General features: G+C 32.0%; 15 protein-coding genes and 1 pseudogene. 15 read left to right on the top strand and 1 reads right to left on the bottom strand.

Annotation, left to right across the window (positions count from 1 at the left end; all coding sequences use genetic code 11):
* Window positions 1-295, top strand: a pseudogene (locus OU788_RS09710) (mechanosensitive ion channel family protein); the annotation flags it as partial.
* Window positions 296-330: 35 nt separating this feature from the next.
* Here the strand turns inward: OU788_RS09710 and aroB are convergent.
* Window positions 331-1,389 carry a 3-dehydroquinate synthase gene (gene aroB, locus OU788_RS09705; protein ID WP_274634996.1) on the bottom strand — a complete coding sequence of 353 codons (1,059 nt, stop codon included), beginning with the start codon at window positions 1,387-1,389 and terminating at the stop codon, window positions 331-333.
* A 103-nt stretch (window positions 1,390-1,492) separates the two neighbouring features.
* Between aroB and OU788_RS09700 the strand changes: the two genes are divergently transcribed.
* The 14 genes from OU788_RS09700 to OU788_RS09635 all read left to right on the top strand — a co-directional run bounded on the left by OU788_RS09700 (window position 1,493) and on the right by OU788_RS09635 (window position 14,878).
* Complete coding sequence (locus OU788_RS09700; RefSeq protein WP_274634995.1) at window positions 1,493-2,656, top strand: proline dehydrogenase family protein; 1,164 nt, start codon at window positions 1,493-1,495, stop codon at window positions 2,654-2,656.
* Window positions 2,656-2,964, top strand: a complete 309-nt coding sequence (locus tag OU788_RS09695; protein WP_274634994.1) for an LETM1 domain-containing protein — start codon at window positions 2,656-2,658, stop codon at window positions 2,962-2,964. The genes OU788_RS09700 and OU788_RS09695 overlap by 1 nt, the downstream gene beginning before the upstream one ends.
* Before the next feature lie 228 nt (window positions 2,965-3,192).
* Complete coding sequence (gene typA, locus OU788_RS09690) at window positions 3,193-4,962, top strand: translational GTPase TypA (RefSeq protein WP_274634993.1); 1,770 nt, start codon at window positions 3,193-3,195, stop codon at window positions 4,960-4,962.
* Between the two features lie 330 nt (window positions 4,963-5,292).
* Complete coding sequence (gene hisG / locus OU788_RS09685; protein ID WP_274634992.1) at window positions 5,293-6,150, top strand: ATP phosphoribosyltransferase; 858 nt, start codon at window positions 5,293-5,295, stop codon at window positions 6,148-6,150.
* A gap of 46 nt (window positions 6,151-6,196) precedes the next feature.
* Window positions 6,197-7,486 (top strand): histidinol dehydrogenase, encoded by a 1,290-nt coding sequence (hisD, locus tag OU788_RS09680; RefSeq protein ID WP_274634991.1) that lies wholly within the window; start codon window positions 6,197-6,199, stop codon window positions 7,484-7,486.
* Window positions 7,479-8,537: a histidinol-phosphate transaminase gene (hisC, locus tag OU788_RS09675; protein WP_274634990.1), complete on the top strand. Its 1,059-nt coding sequence runs from the start codon at window positions 7,479-7,481 to the stop codon at window positions 8,535-8,537. The genes hisD and hisC overlap by 8 nt, the downstream gene beginning before the upstream one ends.
* Window positions 8,538-8,547: 10 nt before the next feature.
* Window positions 8,548-9,681, top strand: a complete 1,134-nt coding sequence (gene hisB / locus OU788_RS09670; RefSeq protein ID WP_274634989.1) for a bifunctional histidinol-phosphatase/imidazoleglycerol-phosphate dehydratase HisB — start codon at window positions 8,548-8,550, stop codon at window positions 9,679-9,681.
* A gap of 1 nt (window position 9,682) precedes the next feature.
* Window positions 9,683-10,264, top strand: coding sequence for an imidazole glycerol phosphate synthase subunit HisH (hisH, locus tag OU788_RS09665; protein WP_274634988.1), 582 nt, complete (start codon window positions 9,683-9,685; stop codon window positions 10,262-10,264).
* A gap of 20 nt (window positions 10,265-10,284) precedes the next feature.
* Window positions 10,285-11,001 carry a 1-(5-phosphoribosyl)-5-[(5-phosphoribosylamino)methylideneamino]imidazole-4-carboxamide isomerase gene (gene hisA / locus OU788_RS09660; RefSeq protein ID WP_274634987.1) on the top strand — a complete coding sequence of 239 codons (717 nt, stop codon included), beginning with the start codon at window positions 10,285-10,287 and terminating at the stop codon, window positions 10,999-11,001.
* A gap of 35 nt (window positions 11,002-11,036) precedes the next feature.
* Window positions 11,037-11,789 carry an imidazole glycerol phosphate synthase subunit HisF gene (gene hisF / locus OU788_RS09655; RefSeq protein ID WP_274634986.1) on the top strand — a complete coding sequence of 251 codons (753 nt, stop codon included), beginning with the start codon at window positions 11,037-11,039 and terminating at the stop codon, window positions 11,787-11,789.
* On the top strand, window positions 11,786-12,373 hold the full coding sequence (hisIE, locus tag OU788_RS09650) for a bifunctional phosphoribosyl-AMP cyclohydrolase/phosphoribosyl-ATP diphosphatase HisIE (RefSeq protein ID WP_274634985.1): 588 nt from the start codon (window positions 11,786-11,788) through the stop codon (window positions 12,371-12,373). The genes hisF and hisIE overlap by 4 nt, the downstream gene beginning before the upstream one ends.
* Window positions 12,374-12,391: 18 nt before the next feature.
* The gene (locus OU788_RS09645) at window positions 12,392-13,546 is read left to right on the top strand and encodes a class I SAM-dependent methyltransferase (RefSeq protein ID WP_274634984.1); all 1,155 of its coding nucleotides are present in this window, start codon (window positions 12,392-12,394) and stop codon (window positions 13,544-13,546) included.
* A gap of 10 nt (window positions 13,547-13,556) precedes the next feature.
* The gene (locus OU788_RS09640; protein WP_274634983.1) at window positions 13,557-14,126 is read left to right on the top strand and encodes a Crp/Fnr family transcriptional regulator; all 570 of its coding nucleotides are present in this window, start codon (window positions 13,557-13,559) and stop codon (window positions 14,124-14,126) included.
* Window positions 14,127-14,203: 77 nt separating this feature from the next.
* A complete protein-coding gene (locus OU788_RS09635) occupies window positions 14,204-14,878 on the top strand; it encodes a type 1 glutamine amidotransferase domain-containing protein (protein ID WP_274634982.1) in 675 nt (224 codons plus the stop codon).
* Window positions 14,879-14,909: the final 31 nt, after the last annotated feature.

The following is a 14,909-nucleotide window of genomic DNA, read 5'->3' as shown; positions in this document are numbered from 1 at the left end:
TACTGCAAAAAAAGTAATTATTGATGCAGTAATTAGCACAAAAGGAGTAATAAATACCGATGAACATCAATGTTTTGTTACGGTTGATAGTTTAGGTGTTAGTACCGTTAATTTAAAGGTAATTTTTTGGACAAAAACTAAAGAATACAAACGTGGTACTTTAGAAATAAAAAGTGATGTTATTAAAAGTGTAAAAAACGTAATTATTAAAAACGGATTAAATATGCCAGCCGATATTACTGAGATCAAGTTATACGGTTCTCAAGATAGTATTCCAATTACCGTTACCAAATAAAATAAAAAAAGAGCAACTTTAAAGTTGCTCTTTTTTTATGCGTTATAAAATGCTAAACTTTCATTAATTAATTCTTCGGAAGCTTTGCAGTTGATTTTAAAATCTTCATAGTCATTTAATAAAACAAAGTTTATTTCACCAGCCACATTCTTTTTATCATGCTTCATCAACTCAATAATAGACTGAAAATCGTCTTTATCGATCGTTACTTTTCCGTAAATCTTAATAATGGCTTCTTTTATTTCTGACACTTTTTCCTTCGGAAAACCTAAAACTTTAGAAGACAAATAGGCTTCACAAACCATTCCTATGGCAATAGCTTCACCATGTGTTAGAGCTTCCTTTTTCGGGTTCTCTAAAAAATAAGACTCTACACCATGCCCAATAGTATGTCCCCAGTTTAAAACCTTACGAACACCTTGTTCTTTAGGGTCTTCTATAACAACTTCATTTTTTATTTCAATTGAACGGTGGATTAAATCCACAATATTTACCTGATCGTTATCCTTAATTTCATTGAATAATTGAATGTCATGTGTCATTCCATACTTAATAATTTCAGCAGTACCTGAACGAATTTCACGTGCGGAAACAGTATGTAAGTATTCTGCATCAATCACAATCATCTCTGGGTTTGCAAAAACACCAATCTGGTTTTTTAAAACACCTAAGTCAACACCTGTTTTTCCCCCAACAGAAGCATCTACCATGCTCAATAAAGTGGTAGGAATGTTTACAAAATCAATCCCTCTTTTAAACGTTGAAGCAACAAAACCACCTAAATCTGTAATAACACCACCTCCTAAAGTAATAAGTAAACTTTTTCTATCGGCGCCCAATTCAGTCATCACGTTCCAAACACCCATACAAGTTTCGATGTTTTTATGAATTTCACCAGCGTCAATTTGAATGACTTCAATAGGCTTAACTGTAGCAAATAATTGCATAAATCGAGGATAACAGTGTTCTAAAGTATTATCATCAACTAAAATAAATACAGAGGAGTAATTTTTTTTAGAAACTAAAGAAGTTAATTCGTTATAAGCTTTTTCATCAAAATGAATAGGATATGTTGCTGCGTTAATTGTAGTCATTGTTATTAAAAATATACAGCGAAATTAAACAGAAAAAATTAAAATATATCACTCTACTCATTTATATTTGTCTTTAAATATAAGACATTAATATACCTCGACAATGAGACTTTTTGACAACACCGAAACTGCTTTTAAATTAAAATCTGATTCAGAGCTAGAGCGTGCCTATTTTTTATTTAAAATGATTCAAAGCCAACCAATGGTTCGTATTGGTACTGCGGTAACTAATTTTGCTTTGAAAGCTCATTTACCAGTTGAAGGTTTAATCCGATCAACAGTTTTCGACCATTTTTGTGGAGGAGTAACAGAAGATGACTGTTTACCTAACATCGAAAAGATGTATGAAAAAGGAAACGTTCATAGTATTTTAGATTATTCTGTTGAAGGAAAAGAAGATGAAGCACAGTTTGATGATGCTTTAAAAATGACCTTAAAAACAATAAATTTTGCTGAAGAAAAAGCAGCTATTCCTTATGCTGTTTTTAAACCTACAGGTTTTGGTCGTTTTGCTTTGTATCAAAAATTAACTGAAGGAAAAGAATTAACTTCTGAAGAAAAAGTAGAGTGGAATAGAGTAGTAGAGCGTTTTCATACAGTATGTAAAGCTGCGGTTGCTAAAGATGTACCACTATTAATAGATGCAGAAGAAAGTTGGATGCAAGGTGCAGCAGATGATTTGATTGAAGAATTGATGGAAATTTATAACAAAGAAAAAGCCATCGTTTTTAATACATTACAAATGTACCGTCATGATCGTATGGATTATTTGAGAGACTTACATCAAAGAGCCCACCAAAAAGGATACCATATTGGTATGAAAGTAGTACGCGGCGCATACATGGAGAAAGAGCGTGAGAGAGCTAATGAAAAAGGATATGAATCTCCAATTTGTGTAGATAAACAAGCTACTGATGATAATTATAACGAAGCAGTTCGTTATATGATGGATCATAAAAATATGGCAATTTTTGCTGGAACTCACAACGAAGAAAGCTCTTATTTGTTAATGGATTTAGCAAAAGAACACAACATAGCAGCTGATGATAAGCGTATGTGGTTTGGTCAATTATATGGTATGAGCGATCATATTAGCTTTAACTTAGCTAAAGAAGGATATAATGTAGCAAAATATGTTCCTTTCGGACCTGTTCGTGATGTAATGCCTTACTTAATTCGTAGAGCAGAAGAAAATACTTCAGTAGCAGGACAAACTTCTAGAGAGTTAAATTTACTTAAAACTGAAAAAGCCCGTCGTAAGCTGTAATGAATACAGTTGATGAAATAAAAGAGGCTATCTATAAAAATAAGAAAAGATTAGCTAAAGAGCTTCAAGAAAGCAAAGAGCTAGTCTTTCTTATTAGAAAATCATTAACTACATCGTTAACCGATGAAGAAAAGGCAAAAGTAAAGCAACAAACACTCGATATTTGTAAAGCAATACCTGCTTTTACTGTGTTTATGCTTCCTGGTGGAGCCATACTTTTGCCTTTACTAATCAAATTAATACCCGACATACTTCCTAGTGCTTTTAGAGCAGATGATGAAGAATTAGAAGATACAAAACCAGAATAATGTATCTCTAAATAACTAAAAATCGAGTATTTACTTCACTTTTTCCATAGAAAAAAGGCAATCAATTAAAACAACAAAATTGCTTTAAAAGCAAAGAGAAAGTATATAAAGATGTTATAAAAAAGCACTCTTTCTAAAGCTTTAAATTGAATATTACGAATTCATTAATAAAAAATCGTGAATCGTAAATAATAAAATACTACTTTTGCAGCTTCAAAATAAGCACGAATGCAATCAATAAGAAACATTGCTATTATAGCACACGTTGACCACGGTAAGACAACCTTGGTTGATAAAATTATAGATCAAGCTAAAATTTTAGACGAGCGTAAAGAGCGTACAGATTTATTGCTAGATAACAACGACTTAGAGCGTGAAAGAGGAATTACCATTTTATCTAAAAACGTATCAGTAAATTACAAAGGTGTAAAAATTAACGTAATTGATACTCCGGGTCACGCCGACTTTGGTGGAGAGGTAGAACGTGTATTAAAAATGGCTGATGGTGTTTTATTATTGGTTGATGCTTTTGAAGGACCGATGCCTCAAACACGTTTCGTATTAGGAAAAGCTATCGAATTAGGGTTAACCCCAATCGTAGTAGTAAACAAGGTTGATAAAGAAAACTGTACTCCAGATTTAGTACACGAAAAAGTATTCGACTTAATGTTTGCTTTAGAGGCTACGGAAGAGCAGTTAGATTTTACTACCATTTACGGTTCTGCAAAGAATGGATGGATGAGTACAGATTGGCAAGATCCTAAAGAAGATTTAGTTGATTTATTAGATGCTGTAATCGAGACAATCCCTGAAGCTCCATATCGAGAGGGATCACCTCAAATGCAAATCACGTCTCTAGATTATTCTTCATTCAAAGGAAGAATTGCGATTGGTCGTGTTTTCCGTGGAGATTTAGAAAAGAACAAAGATTACATGCTTTGTAAAGCTGATGGAACTACTAAAAAAGTTCGTATCAAAGAATTACACGTTTTTGAAGGAATGGGTAAAGTTGAAACGGATAAAGTTCGTAGTGGAGATATTTGTGCTGTTACCGGAATTGATGATTTTGAAATTGGAGATACGATTGCAGATTTAGAGAATCCAGAAGCATTACCAAGAATTGAAGTTGATAAACCAACGATGAGTATGTTATTTACCATTAACAACTCCCCATTCTATGGTAAAGAAGGAAAATATGTAACTTCTCGTCACTTACGTGACCGTTTATATAAAGAAACTGAGAAAAACTTAGCTTTACGTATCGAGGATACTGATACAGAGGATAAATTCAACGTTTTCGGACGTGGAATTCTACATTTATCTGTATTAATCGAAACTATGCGTCGTGAAGGATATGAATTACAAGTAGGTCGTCCGCAAGTAATTTTAAAAGAAATTGACGGAGTTAAATGTGAGCCTTACGAAACTTTAGTAATTGATGTACCTGAAGATTTAGCAAGTAAAGCAATTAACTTGGTAACAATGCGTAAAGGTGATTTATTAGTAATGGAGCCTAAAGGAGACTTACAACACTTAGAGTTCGATATTCCTTCTCGTGGTTTAATCGGTTTACGTAATAAATTATTAACAGCTACGCAAGGGGAAGCAATCATTAACCACCGTTTAAGAGGGTATGATGCTTACAAAGGAGAGTTTTCTGATTTAGTAAACGGAGCAATTATTTCTTCGGAATCTGGTAAAGCGACTGCTTATGCTATCGACCGTTTACAAGATAGAGGTCGTTTCTTCATCGATCCTAACCAAGAAATCTATAAAGGTCAGGTAGTTGGTGAAAACGCAAAGCAAGATGATTTAGCGGTAAATTTAATCAAAGGAAAGAAGTTAACAAACGTACGTGCATCAGGTTCTGATGACGGAGTTAAAATCGCTCCTAAAGTAGATATGTCATTAGAAGAATGTATGGAATACATTAAAGATGATGAATACTTAGAAGTAACTCCTGAAAGCTTACGTATGCGTAAAATAGATTTCAGATAATAGAATAATTGTTTTGCTAAACTCGATTTAGCATGACAGAATAATACTAAAACCACTTGATATTCAGGTGGTTTTGTTTTTTTTTATAAAAAAACTTGCACAATTAAATTTTTATTTCAAATCTTTGTAGCAACAATACAAAAGACATGAGTTTTATTCAATTACATCATCATCATTTTCATACTTGCACTCAGGCGAGCTGAAAATGTATTGAATAAAATCAAGATATATTTTAAACCCGTTTGAGTAAATCAAACGGGTTTTTTATTTTCAACAAGGCGCCACGAAAATACTTCTCAAAAGATTTACTCAAACCTATTCAACATAAAAATGAGTAAATTAAAAATAGCCATACAAAAATCAGGAAGACTTAACGAAGATTCCTTACAAATACTGAAAGACTGCGGTATTTCTATAGATAATGGAAAAGACCAATTAAAAGCTTCTGCAAACAATTTTCCTTTGGAAATCTTTTATTTAAGAAACGGAGATATTCCTCAATATTTAAAAGATGGAGTTGTAGATGCTGCCATTATCGGAGAAAATTTATTGATTGAAAAAGGAAATGGAATTCAATTTATTGAAAAGCTAGGTTTTTCAAAATGTAAAGTTTCTTTAGCTATACCTAAGGGAGAAAACTACAACGGAATTAGTTATTTTCAGAATAAAAAAATAGCGACTTCATATCCGAATACAGTTCAAAATTTTCTAGATAAAAATAATATTCAAGCACAATTACACATCATTAACGGTTCAGTTGAAATAGCTCCAAATATAGGATTAGCTGATGGTATTTGTGATATCGTTTCAAGTGGATCGACACTTTTCAAAAACAATTTAAAAGAAGTAGCAATTTTATTGACTTCGGAAGCTGTTCTAGCTGTTTCTCCTCAACTAGGAAAAGAACAACAAGATATTCTAAACAAATTGCAGTTCAGAATTCAATCAGTTTTAAAAGGTAGACAATCAAGATATGTCTTATTAAATGCCCCGAATGAAAAGTTAGAAACAATTATCAAAATCTTACCAGGAATGCGTAGTCCAACTGTATTGCCGTTAGCTGAAAAAGGTTGGAGTTCCGTACACTCTGTATTGAATAAAAATGAGTTTTGGGAAATTATAGACGAACTAAAAGCTAATGGAGCAGAAGGTATTTTGGTTTGTCCTATAGAAAAAATGGTTGTTTAATCGCAGGGCGATAGCCAAGGATAGTTAAAAAAATAAAACTAAACAGATGAAAATAATAAATAATCCAGCAAAACAAACTTGGAGTTCTTTGTGTAAAAGAGCAACAATCAATGAAAATAGTTTGAAAGAAACAGTGCAAACCATCTTAAACGATGTAAAAAATAACAAGGACAAAGCATTAACAAAATATGCTCAGTTATTAGATAATGTTTCTTTAAGCTCTTTTAAAGTTACTCAAGAAGAAATAGAGAAAGCTAAAGGTTTAATTTCCGAAGAGTTACAGCAAGCCATTCAATTAGCGAAAAGTAATATTGAAACATTTCACGATTCACAAAAAGAAGTTCCTAAAAAAATAACCACAACAAACGGAGTTACTTGTTGGAGAAAAAATGTAGCCATTGAAAAGGTAGGATTGTATATTCCAGGAGGTTCAGCTCCTTTGTTTTCAACAATTTTAATGTTAGGAGTTCCTGCAAAAATTGCAAGATGTAAAGAAGTTATTTTATGTACGCCACCTAACAAAGAAGGAGCTATTAATCCTGCTATTTTATACACTGCTTCTTTAGTAGGAATCACTCAAATTTTTAAAGCTGGTGGAGCTCAAGCAATAGGTGCTATGGCATACGGAACTGAAACAATCCCTAATGTGTATAAAATTTTAGGGCCAGGAAATCAATTTGTTACAAAAGCAAAAGAATTAGTACAACAACAAGGAGTAGCTATTGATATGCCTGCTGGTCCGAGTGAAGTGCTGGTTATAGCTGATCAAACAAGTAATCCGGTTTTTGTAGCTGCCGATTTATTGTCGCAAGCGGAACACGGAGCTGATAGTCAAGCTATTTTAGTAACTACTTCAAACGATGTAGCTCAAAATGTTATAACAGAACTAAACAAACAAATAGATGATTTACCCAGAAAAGAATTAGCTAAAAAAGCAATAGAAAATAGTTTTGCAGTTGTTTTAAATTCGTCTGAAGAATGTATTCAATTTAGTAATGAATATGCTCCAGAGCACTTAATTATAGCTTCTGAGAAAGCTTCTGAATATATTGAAGGAATTGTAAATGCTGGTTCGGTATTCTTAGGAAACTACAGTTGTGAAAGTGCTGGTGATTATGCTACTGGTACCAATCACACCTTGCCAACTAATGGTTATGCAAAAAACTATAGCGGAGTTTCGTTTGACAGTTTTGTGAAAAAAATCACTTTTCAAGAAGTGACTAAAGAAGGTATTAGCACCATTGGAAAATCAATAGAGTTAATGGCAGAAGCTGAAGGCTTACAAGCACACAAAAACGCTATTACTGTTAGATTAAAAGAAATTAGAGATGTTTAGTTTAGAAAAAATAGTACGTCCTAATATTCAGAAGCTAAAGGGGTATTCTTCTGCTAGGGATGAATTTAAAGGAGAAGCAGAAGTGTATTTAGACGCTAATGAAAATCCGTTTGGAACTTTAAATCGTTATCCAGATCCACAACAAATAGCTATCAAAGAGCGATTATCAGCAATTAAGGGTGTTGATAAAAATCAAATTTTTATAGGAAACGGAAGCGATGAAGTTATCGATGTAGCCTTTCGTATTTTTTGTGAACCTGGTAAAGATAAAGCGTTGACTTTTATTCCTTCATATGGAATGTATAGTGTTTCTGCTGCTATTAATGATATTGAATTGATAGAATTACCCTTAGCACCCGATTTTCAAATAAACGTAGAAGAACTGAATCCATACTTGAAAGATGAAACGCTGAAACTCATTTTTATCTGTTCACCTAACAATCCAACAGGTAATTGTTTTGAAGATAAAACTATACAGTACATTCTTAGAGAATTTAAAGGAATTGTAATTATTGATGAAGCCTATATTGATTTCAGTACGGAGGAATCTTATATATCATTGCTTAATGATTATCCTAATTTAATCATTAGTCAAACATTTAGTAAAGCTTGGGGTTTAGCTGGAGTTAGAGTAGGAGTAGCCTATGCAAATTCGGCAATTATAGAAGTGTACAATAAGGTAAAACCTCCTTATAATATTAGCACTTTAAATCAAGAAGCTGTACTTAAGAAACTAGACAACTTGGCACAATTTGAAATTGAGAAAAACATCATTTTAAATGAAAAAGTAAAGTTAGAAAAACAACTGCAAGAAATTGAACTCATAAAAAAAGTATACCCATCTGAAGCAAACTTTCTTTTGATTGAAGTATCAAATGCTAATGAAGTGTATAATCAACTTGTAAACCAGAAGATTATCACAAGAAATAGAAGTAACTTAGTAAACAATTGTTTACGAATTACTATAGGTAGTGAAATAGAGAATAAAAGATTGTTAAGGGCTTTACAATTTATAGATGTTCCATTGAGTAATGTTGAGAGTTCTTTTTAAAATTAAAAAAATGAAAAAAGTATTATTTATAGATAGAGACGGAACCCTAATTAAAGAACCTGTTGATGAACAAGTAGATTCTTTTGAGAAATTAGAGTTTTACCCAAAAGTTTTTCAAGGCTTAAGTAAAATAGCCAAAGAACTAGATTTTGAACTGGTTTTGGTAACCAATCAAGATGGACTGGGAACGGAAGTGTATCCAGAAAATACCTTTTGGCCAGTACACAATTTTGTGATGAAAACACTTAAAGACGAAGGAATTGTATTTGCTGAAGAAATTATTGATAGAACTTTTGCTAAAGACAATCAACCTACCAGAAAACCCAATACAGGTTTGTTAACCAACTATTTTTCTGACGAATATGATTTACAAAATTCTTTTGTAATAGGTGATCGATTGACTGATGTTGAATTGGCAAAAAATCTAGGAAGCAAAGCTATTTATATCAATGATGAAACCTATTTAGGCTCTGATGAAATCACCATAAAAAGAACAGAATTAGATCAATATATCGCTTTAGAAAACAATGATTGGAATGCTATTTATGAGTTTTTAAAACTAGAAGAACGTTCAGCATCTATTGAACGAAATACGAATGAAACTCAAATTAAAATTGATTTAAACTTAGATGGAACTGGAAAAAGTACAATAGATACAGGTATTGCTTTTTTTAATCATATGCTAGATCAAATAGCACGTCATGGTCAAATGGATTTGAATATCCAAGTAACAGGTGATTTAGAAGTAGATGAACACCACACTATTGAAGATACAGCAATTGCTTTAGGAGAAGTATTTAACAAAGCGCTTGGTAATAAATTGGGTATTGAACGTTACGGATTTTGTTTACCTATGGATGATTGTTTAGCACAAGTAGCTATTGATTTTGGAGGAAGAAACTGGTTAGTTTGGGATACAAAGTTCAAAAGAGAAATGATAGGGAAAATGCCAACAGAAATGTTTTTCCACTTTTTTAAATCGTTTACCGATGGTGCTAAGTGTAATTTAAACATCAAAGCAGAAGGAACAAACGAACACCACAAAATAGAAGCCATTTTTAAAGCTTTTGCCAAAGCTATAAAAGTAGCGGTAAAAAGAGATGTCGATAAATTGATTTTACCATCAACAAAAGGAGTTTTATAAAATGATAGCCATTATAAAATACAATGCAGGTAATATCCGATCAGTACAAAATTCGCTAACTCGCTTGGGGTATAAAAGTATTATCACAGATAATCCAGCAGAAATACAATTGGCAGATAAAGTAATATTTCCAGGAGTTGGAGAAGCTAGTTCAGCAATGCAATACTTGAAAGAAAGAAATCTTGATGAATTAATTACCTCCTTAAAACAACCTGTTCTAGGAATTTGTTTGGGCTTACAGTTGATGTGTACATCTTCTGAAGAAGGAAATACTACCTGTTTAGGAATTTTTGATACACAAACGAAGCAATTCCCTCCAAAAGATAAAGTACCACACATGGGGTGGAATAATTTTTCAGAACTAAAATCTTCTGAAATACTTAAAGATGTAAAATTAGAAGATGATGTGTATTATGTTCATGGTTATTATGCAAGACCTTGTGAAAACACTTTGGCTATTTGTAACTATATCGTTCCTTTTAGTTCAATTATACAGAAAGATAATTTTTATGCGATGCAATTTCATCCAGAAAAATCAGCAGATATAGGAGAACAATTATTAAAGAACTTCTTAGAGCTATAAGTAAATTTAAAATTGAAAAAATGAGAATTATACCAGCAATAGATATTATTGAAGGAAAATGTGTTCGGTTGACCAAAGGAGATTATGCAACACAAAAAATATACAATGAAAACCCGTTAGAAGTAGCAAAAGAATTTGAAGCTAACGGAATACAATACTTACATTTAGTTGATTTAGATGGCGCAAAATCCAATCGTATTATAAATCACAAAGTATTAGAACAAATAGCTACTAAAACCAATTTAAAAATCGATTTTGGAGGTGGTTTAAAATCAAAAGACGATGCACGTATTGCTTTCGAAAGTGGAGCTAATCAAATAACAGGAGGAAGTATCGCCGTTAAGAATCCTGAAATTTTCATGGAGTGGATTACCCAATACGGACGTAATAAAATAATCCTTGGTGCCGATTGTAAAGATAGAAAGATAGCTACTCACGGTTGGTTAGAGACTACAGAACTCAATGTTGTTGACTTCATCAAACAATATGAGTTAAAATCGGTAACAAACTGTATATGCACTGACGTAGCTAAAGATGGAATGTTGCAAGGAGCTTCTGTAGATTTATACTTAGATATCTTAAGTAAAACTGCTATCAACTTAATTGCAAGCGGAGGTGTTTCTAGCATTAGTGATTTGCTTCGATTAAAAGAAATAGGCTGCGAAGGTACTATTGTAGGAAAAGCTATTTACGAAGGGAATATCAGTTTAAAAGAGTTGCAAGAATTTGTTAACTAAAAATCAAATAATCCAAAAATCTAACAATCTGAAAGATGTTAAAAAAGAGAATTATACCTTGTTTGGATATTAAGAATGGAAGAACAGTAAAAGGGGTCAACTTTGTGGATATAAAAGATGCTGGAGATCCCGTTGGGCTAGCCAAACAGTATGTAAAAGAAGGAGCTGATGAATTAGTGTTTCTAGACATTACTGCTACGTTAGAAAATAGAAAAACTTTAGTAGAATTAGTAAAAACGATAGCACAAGAAATTAATATTCCATTTACTGTTGGCGGAGGCATTAGTACTGTGGAAGATGCAGTAGCACTTATACAAGCTGGTGCAGATAAAGTAAGTATCAATTCTTCTGCAGTAAAAAATCCGAAACTAATTACTGATTTAAAAAATCGATTTGGAAGTCAATTTGTGGTAGTTGCGATTGATATGAAAAATGTAAACGGAGAGTGGAAAGTGTTTACAAAAGGGGGAACTTTTGAAACCGAATTAGAAACGGTAAGTTGGGCTACAGAAATTGAAAAGTTAGGTGCAGGTGAAATTTTATTAACCTCTATGAATAGTGATGGTACAAAAAACGGATTTGATATTGAGGTAACCAATGCAGTAAGCAAAGCTGTAAATATTCCTGTGATTGCTTCTGGTGGTGCTGGAAAAGTAGAACACTTTACTGAATTATTTACTAAAACTCAAGCTAGTGCAGGATTAGCTGCTAGTATTTTTCACTTTGGTGAAATCCCTATACCTGTACTAAAAAACAAATTAAAAACACAAAACATACCCATACGATGAACATAGATTTTATAAAAGGAAACGGATTAGTTCCAGTCGTAATTCAAAATAATATTACTTTACAAGTGTTAATGTTAGGTTATATGAATGAAGAAGCATTAGCTAAAACACAAAAAGAAGGTAAAGTTACTTTCTATAGCCGAACTAAAAATAGGTTATGGACAAAAGGGGAAGAATCAGGGAATTTTTTATGGGTAAAAGACATTCAAGTTGATTGTGATAATGATACGTTATTGATTAAAGCCACTCCTGGGGGGCCAACCTGTCATAAAGGAACTACATCTTGTTTTGATGAGGAGACTTCTAAAGGTTTTTTGTACTCATTAGAAAGCATTATTGCTGATAGAATTGACAATGATGTTGAAACTTCTTACACGAATAAACTTTATAAAAGAGGCATTAATAAAGTAGCTCAAAAAGTAGGAGAGGAGGCTGTAGAAGTAGTTATTGAAGCGAAAGACAATAATGATGAGTTATTTAAAAACGAAGCAGCCGATTTATTATATCACTATTTAATTTTACTAAAAGCCAAAGGTTTTACAATTACTGATATTGAAGAAGTTTTACAAAGTAGAGTAAAATAAAGATAGTATTTTTGCAACATGAAAGAAGCCTTACATCAACTGTTTACTGAATTTCAAAATAGTATTCAAAAAAATGATTTTGTAAAACTAACGGTAAGTAAACCTATTCGAAAAAGTGACGAATTGTCAAATGTGTATGTTCGACAAATTGAATTAAAAGGAGAAACACATTTTCAGTTTTTATATAGATATACTACAAATGACCAAGTTAAAAACTATGATTTTGAAGAAAGTGTAGAAGAATTAACAAATTTACTTTCTGAAAAATTTAGAGCTGCAACTTTATTTACACTATCGAACGATTTGTTGGTCTTTATATCAAAAAAGAAAAAGGTGAGCTTTAAAACTACAAAACCAAGTTTTAAAAATAAATTACCTGAAACACACGATAAACCTAAAGAAAAGAGAGCAGAAAATAGTGCGTATTTGTATCACTTAGGTGTAACAGATAAAGAAGGAAGGGTAATTCCTAAAATGGCGGATAAATACCGTCAAATTAACAAGTATTTAGAAATTATCGAAGCACAAATACAATCGGTTAAGTTACCTAATCATATCAATATTGTTGATATGGGTTCAGGAAAAGGCTATTTAACTTTTGCTTTGTATGATTATTTGGTGAATCAGAAAGGGTATACAGCAAGCGTTACAGGTATTGAGCTACGAGAAAGTTTGGTGAATTACTGTAACGATATTGCCAAAAAGTGTGGTTTTAAGGGCTTATTGTTTGTAGCACAACCAATTCAGGAGTACGATAACAATAAAATAGACATTTTAATAGCTTTACATGCTTGTGATACAGCTACAGATGATGCTATTTACAAAGGTTTGGTTTCTAAAGCTGAATTGATTATTTGTGCTCCGTGTTGTCATAAACAAATTCGTCAACAGGTAAAAGGAAAAGAACAGGAGAGTCCTTTGTTAAAATATGGAATTTTTAAAGAACGTCAGTTTGAAATGGTTACCGATACTATTAGAGCGTTGATTTTAGAAAAAAATAACTATAGCACTAAGGTTTTTGAATTTATAAGCAACGAACATACACGTAAAAATATAATGTTGATAGGTGCTAAATCATCTAAAAAAGTAGATAAAAAACGTATTGAAGCTAAAATTTTAGATTTAAAAGAAGCTTATCAAATAGAGCAACACTATTTAGAGGGATTACTATAATGTTTTTATAATGTGTACATCTGTTAGAAATGTATTTAAAGATCTTCAGTTAGAAAATGAGGAATTAAAAGTAGTTGAGAGTATTTTTTCGGAAGTAACCTATAAAAAAGGGGATACCATTTTACATACTAACGAAAAAGTATACTATCAATATTATGTGGTAAAAGGGTGTTTACGAACATTTTTTATGGATGCTAAAGGAAAAGAGCACACGATACAATTTGCTATTAATGATTGGTGGATTAGTGATTATATAGGTTATTTTTCCGAATCAGAATCTGTACTTTCTATTGAGTGTATTACAGATGCTACTGTGTTAAAAGTAGCCAAGAGTGATTTGGATAGTATCTATGAAAAAGTACCCAAAATAGAACATTTTTTTAGAAAAAAGTTAGAACGTTCAACGGTACGATTTCAGAAGAGAATTCTAAATAACTTAGTATTATCAGCTAAAGAAAGGTATCATTTATTTTTACAAACCTATCCAAATATAGAGCAGCAAATTAAAAATTATCATTTAGCGTCTTATTTAGGAATAACAACAGAAAGTTTAAGTAGAATACGAAAAGAAACCTTATAAAAGCCTTTATTACCATACATCAATTTTTTTTTACCTTTCATATACTAATTTTGAGGTAACTTAAAAATAGAAATAATATGAAAAAAGTAGTATTTGTACTTACTAGTCATGAAGAATTAGGAAATACAGGAGAAAAAACAGGATTTTGGATTGAAGAATTTGCTGCACCTTATTATTTATTAAAAGATAAAGGAGTAGAAGTAACTTTAGCATCTCCAAAAGGAGGACAACCACCAATTGATCCAAAAAGTAACGAACCAGATTTTCAAACACCAGCTACACATCGTTTTAATAAAGATGAAGAACTTCAAGCTGTATTGGCAAACACAATGAAATTGAGTGAAGTTAAAGAAGGTGATTATGATGCAATTTTTTACCCTGGAGGACATGGACCTTTATGGGATTTAGCTGAAAATAAAGACTCTGTAGCTTTAATAGAAACTTTTTATACAAACAATAAACCAGTAGGAGCAGTTTGTCATGCACCTATTGTATTAAAAGACGCTAAAGTAAATGGAGCCCCTTTAGTTAAAGACAAAAAAGTAACTGGTTTTTCTAATACAGAAGAAGATGCAGTGCAATTAACTTCAATTGTACCGTTTTTAGTAGAAGATGAGCTAAAAAATAATGGTGGTATTTATAGCAAAGCAGGAGACTGGCAAGAATATGTGATTGAAGACGGAAACTTAATCACCGGACAAAATCCAGCATCATCAGAATTAGTTGCAGAAAAATTATTTGCAAAATTATAACTATTAAATAGTGAGTGTTTAAGAAAAAAAT

Source organism: Tenacibaculum sp. L6 (genome assembly GCF_028823685.1).
Lineage (GTDB): Bacteria > Bacteroidota > Bacteroidia > Flavobacteriales > Flavobacteriaceae > Polaribacter.
Note: the sequence above shows the minus strand (reverse complement) of the source record. Positions and strands in the feature narration are given on the sequence as shown.

Coding starts and splice junctions, on each gene's coding strand:
- hisF (WP_274634986.1), top strand. CDS start 11,037: ATGTTAAAAAAGAGAATTATACCTTGTTTGGATATTAAGAATGGAAGA.
- OU788_RS09635 (WP_274634982.1), top strand. CDS start 14,204: ATGAAAAAAGTAGTATTTGTACTTACTAGTCATGAAGAATTAGGAAAT.
- OU788_RS09695 (WP_274634994.1), top strand. CDS start 2,656: ATGAATACAGTTGATGAAATAAAAGAGGCTATCTATAAAAATAAGAAA.
- OU788_RS09700 (WP_274634995.1), top strand. CDS start 1,493: ATGAGACTTTTTGACAACACCGAAACTGCTTTTAAATTAAAATCTGAT.
- hisA (WP_274634987.1), top strand. CDS start 10,285: ATGAGAATTATACCAGCAATAGATATTATTGAAGGAAAATGTGTTCGG.
- typA (WP_274634993.1), top strand. CDS start 3,193: ATGCAATCAATAAGAAACATTGCTATTATAGCACACGTTGACCACGGT.
- OU788_RS09645 (WP_274634984.1), top strand. CDS start 12,392: ATGAAAGAAGCCTTACATCAACTGTTTACTGAATTTCAAAATAGTATT.
- hisC (WP_274634990.1), top strand. CDS start 7,479: ATGTTTAGTTTAGAAAAAATAGTACGTCCTAATATTCAGAAGCTAAAG.
- hisIE (WP_274634985.1), top strand. CDS start 11,786: ATGAACATAGATTTTATAAAAGGAAACGGATTAGTTCCAGTCGTAATT.
- aroB (WP_274634996.1), bottom strand. CDS start 1,389: ATGACTACAATTAACGCAGCAACATATCCTATTCATTTTGATGAAAAA.
- hisG (WP_274634992.1), top strand. CDS start 5,293: ATGAGTAAATTAAAAATAGCCATACAAAAATCAGGAAGACTTAACGAA.
- hisH (WP_274634988.1), top strand. CDS start 9,683: ATGATAGCCATTATAAAATACAATGCAGGTAATATCCGATCAGTACAA.
- OU788_RS09640 (WP_274634983.1), top strand. CDS start 13,557: ATGTGTACATCTGTTAGAAATGTATTTAAAGATCTTCAGTTAGAAAAT.
- hisD (WP_274634991.1), top strand. CDS start 6,197: ATGAAAATAATAAATAATCCAGCAAAACAAACTTGGAGTTCTTTGTGT.
- hisB (WP_274634989.1), top strand. CDS start 8,548: ATGAAAAAAGTATTATTTATAGATAGAGACGGAACCCTAATTAAAGAA.